This window comes from Dyadobacter sp. (assembly GCF_051859145.1).
Taxonomy (GTDB): Bacteria; Bacteroidota; Bacteroidia; order Cytophagales; family Spirosomataceae; genus Dyadobacter.
In genome coordinates, this window is record NZ_JBHYGF010000534.1 from 1 (window position 1) to 3,588 (window position 3,588).

4 protein-coding genes and 1 pseudogene are annotated in these 3,588 nt (G+C 44.8%); all 5 read left to right on the top strand.

Annotation, left to right across the window (positions count from 1 at the left end; translation table 11 throughout):
* A pseudogene (locus ACTIE6_RS23440) lies at positions 1-1,711 on the top strand (hypothetical protein); the annotation flags it as partial.
* 40 nt (positions 1,712-1,751) lie between these two features.
* Complete coding sequence (locus tag ACTIE6_RS23445; RefSeq protein ID WP_439558939.1) at positions 1,752-2,204, top strand: hypothetical protein; 453 nt, start codon at positions 1,752-1,754, stop codon at positions 2,202-2,204.
* Positions 2,205-2,244: 40 nt separating this feature from the next.
* Positions 2,245-2,955 carry an ABC transporter ATP-binding protein gene (locus ACTIE6_RS23450; protein WP_439558940.1) on the top strand — a complete coding sequence of 237 codons (711 nt, stop codon included), beginning with the start codon at positions 2,245-2,247 and terminating at the stop codon, positions 2,953-2,955.
* A 50-nt stretch (positions 2,956-3,005) separates the two neighbouring features.
* Positions 3,006-3,203 carry a hypothetical protein gene (locus ACTIE6_RS23455; RefSeq protein ID WP_439558941.1) on the top strand — a complete coding sequence of 66 codons (198 nt, stop codon included), beginning with the start codon at positions 3,006-3,008 and terminating at the stop codon, positions 3,201-3,203.
* A gap of 154 nt (positions 3,204-3,357) precedes the next feature.
* A partial coding sequence (locus tag ACTIE6_RS23460; RefSeq protein ID WP_439558942.1) for a pseudouridine synthase occupies positions 3,358-3,588 on the top strand: 231 nt, incomplete at its 3' end.

Here is a 3,588-nt window from a genome sequence, read left to right on the forward strand (position 1 = left end):
CGGACTGTTTATTATCGCAGCCGCATTCACGGGTTTAACGGCCGGAATGGCCAACGATCCTGTGCTGGAAGCGTTGGAAGATGTGGTAGTGCAAGGTCAGCTTGCGATGAGTGTTTTGTTCTTCTTTTACATTCTCGTCAACTTTTATCCTCTTTTTCAACAAAAACTGGCAGTCTACAAAGTACTGTACAAGCCCCTTAGTTTTGGGTTGACACAAACGCGATTGTTTGGATTTGTGGGTGTGGTCGTTTTGTTTTCATTCCAAAGATTGCTGCCGATCAACCAGGCTTTTGCCGGATATTTCAATGGACTGGGCGACTTGCACACCAGAACTGAGGAATTTGCATTGGCAGAACAATACTACAAACTTGCATTGCAGCAGGAATTCCAAAATCATAAGTCAAATTACTCCCTAGCTTCCCTCGCTATTCGCCAGGGCGATCGCACCGCAGCAGCTTTTTATTTCCGGCAGGCTTTGCTGAAAAATCCTTCGCCGCAGGCATATATCGGACTAAGCGGCATTCTGGGCCAGGAAAATTTGTTTTTCGATGCAGTCCACAGTTTGCAGGAAGGTATTGGAAGATTTCCAAAGAATGGAGAGCTGCTCAACAACTTAGGAATGCTTTATTCCAAAACCAATGTAGCCGATTCCGCCTATTATTACCTCGAAAGAGCAGAAGCCACGAGCGCCCGGCCGGAAATCCCGGCTACTAATTTACTGGCTATCCTTGTAAGAAACACAGATGCAGGACTGCTGGATTCGCTTGCATCTACAACAGAAAAGCGCGATTACCTTTCGTGGCAGGCCAACTGGCTTGCTGTTCAAAATCTGCGGCAGCAATTTGCGAAGGAAGAATGGAATGCAAATGCTATTCCGGCGGACTCCCTGCTAAGCGTATCGTCATCGGTTTACGTACTGAATTATGCACTAAACCAGGCCAGATCAGATACGTCTGCGGCTCTTTTGCTGAACAAACTTGCGTCTAAGAACCCAGTATTGTCAAAGGACCTGAGCTGGGCGGCGCTTTATCCGGAGTTTTACAGTGGTGATAAACTCAAAGCTTTACAGGTACTTACTGCGCTGGCATCTGACGAAGAGGAGCAAAGCGAGCTGTACCATAAAGTGCTGGGACATTGGTTTTTGCAACTGGGATTATATGAAAAGGCCATTGAAAGTCTGGCTGATGTGGAAGGAGTGGAAGGAACCATTGGAATGGCGGTTGCCAATGCACTTTATGATAAGAAAGAAGTAGCAGTTATTTTATTAGATAAAATTCAGAAACCTGAGAATAGCGGCGCCATCGAGAATTTGAAACAAAACCTTTTCTCTGGCATTAAACCAAAGTCTCCATCAGATTCGCTGCTGGCTATTGCAGTACGTTCTCCTTCCGAAGCGAATTTTGAAAAAGCAGTGCGCGCCAATCCGTTCGATGCAAAAAGTGTTTCTGCGACTTCTGAATACCTGCGTAAAAAGAAGCAAACGGGCAGAGCTTACAAATTGGTGCTGGATGCACTTGCCTACAACACGTATGCGCCGCAATTATGGGAGCAATATGCATTACTGAGCCTCGATCAGGGACTCACGGGGCAGGCCGACGAAGGGGAAAGTAAAGTGAAGCAATATGCCGATCCAGCCGGTTATCAGCAATTTATGAGCCGCTATCAACCTATGCGGGCACTTATCGAAAAACAAAGAGCGGAGTTTCAGTGATTTAATATTTTAGGTTACTGTAAACTATACCTGACTGAATATGTCTTTAATCGTCAAGTCAAATTTCAGTGGAACCGAGAGCAAGCTTTTCAGAGGTAAGCTGATTGTCGGATTGCTGAAAGTCAACACCTGGAAAGAGGATGGTTACGGCGAACTGGACGGAAGTATGCTACGGTTTAAAACACGCGGCTTCTGGAACAGTGTTACTGAAATCAGGGACATTGAGGGAACAAGGGTATTGGGCAGCATTAAGTACAATCTGTTCAAACGCACTGCGGAGATCAGCTACGAAGAAATAAGCTATAAATGGAAGTTCAGTCACTGGATGCAGCAGCAATGGTCAGTGAAAAGGGAAGAGGACGAGGCTTCATTCAAATCAACCAGCTTCTGGAAATATGAAGGCGAGCTGTTCAATGAAGGAATTCCGTCAGCTGTTTTGCTCGCATCGCTTTTTGTCCATGGGCATTTTCGCCGCATGACCGCCGCATCTTAGTACTATTACCTTTAAACGCTTTTCAACAAGGAATTTCAATATGAAAATCATCGAGACTAACGAGATTGCGAAACGTTATGTAATGGGAAGCGAGGTGATCCAGGCACTCAAATCTGTTACTATTTCAGTTAATAAAGGGGAGTACGTCGCATTTATGGGGCCGTCTGGTTCAGGCAAATCTACATTAATGAATATCATCGGCTGTCTCGATACACCCACAACCGGACGGTACGTCCTGAATAATAAGGATGTAAGTGATATGACGGAAAGTGAGCTTGCAGAGATCAGGAACAAGGAAATCGGGTTTGTCTTTCAAACCTTTAATCTTTTACCAAGAATGTCGTCGCTTGATAATGTTGCATTGCCATTGATTTATGCGGGACTAAGCAAGTCGGACCGTACCGAAAAAGCAATGCTTTCATTGAAAAACGTAGGTCTCGAAAATCGCGCCGGCCACAAGCCGAATGAGCTATCAGGCGGTCAGCGGCAGCGGGTTGCGATCGCGCGGGCGCTTGTTAATGATCCCAGTATTTTGCTCGCTGACGAACCTACGGGTAACCTGGATACAAAGACTTCCTACGAAATAATGGATTTATTTGATCAGCTGTACAGCCGGGGCAACACCATTGTAATGGTAACCCACGAAGAGGATATCGCCCATTACGCCCACCGCATTGTCCGCCTGCGAGATGGCTTGGTTGAGTCAGACACCATTAATCCCAATCCTACGAAAGTGAGTGCGTTGGTTTGATAGTTGACTTGACTCCTATAAAGTGCTAACTTTCTAAAAACACATTTGAGATGAAAGGTATCAGCTATTTGATTGATGAGATTGGGGAAAAAAAGGCCGTGGTGATTGATGTTGCTCTTTTGAGGGAAAAAGATAACCTATTAAGCATTCTGGAAGATATTGAAGACGAGATTGCAATAGAATTAAGAAAGGATGAAGAATCACTCAACTGGAAAGAAGTAAAGGATCAGCTGCTTTCTGAGGATTGAGACAAGTAATATTAGCTTTAAAGTCGCACACCGAGGGGAAGTTTACAAAAACAAATAGTCATCTTTGTAAATAAATCGCTTCATTCATTAGTAAGCAAAATCCGAATGAGTTACTCTCAGGTAATTCATTCGGATTATTTTTATCAGAACAGACATGAAAATCAATTTCAGCGACATCATTATATTCGAAAACGAGGATTTTCTCTTAGTTAATAAACCGCCGCATCTGGCGACACTGGATGAGCGGACTGCGGACAGGGGAGGAAGCGTACTCAGGCTTGCCAAAGAATACAATTCAGAATTGCAGGCAGCACACAGGCTGGATAAGGAAACATCGGGCGCATTGGCTTTTGCCAAAAATCCGGCTGCTTACCGCCATTTGGCC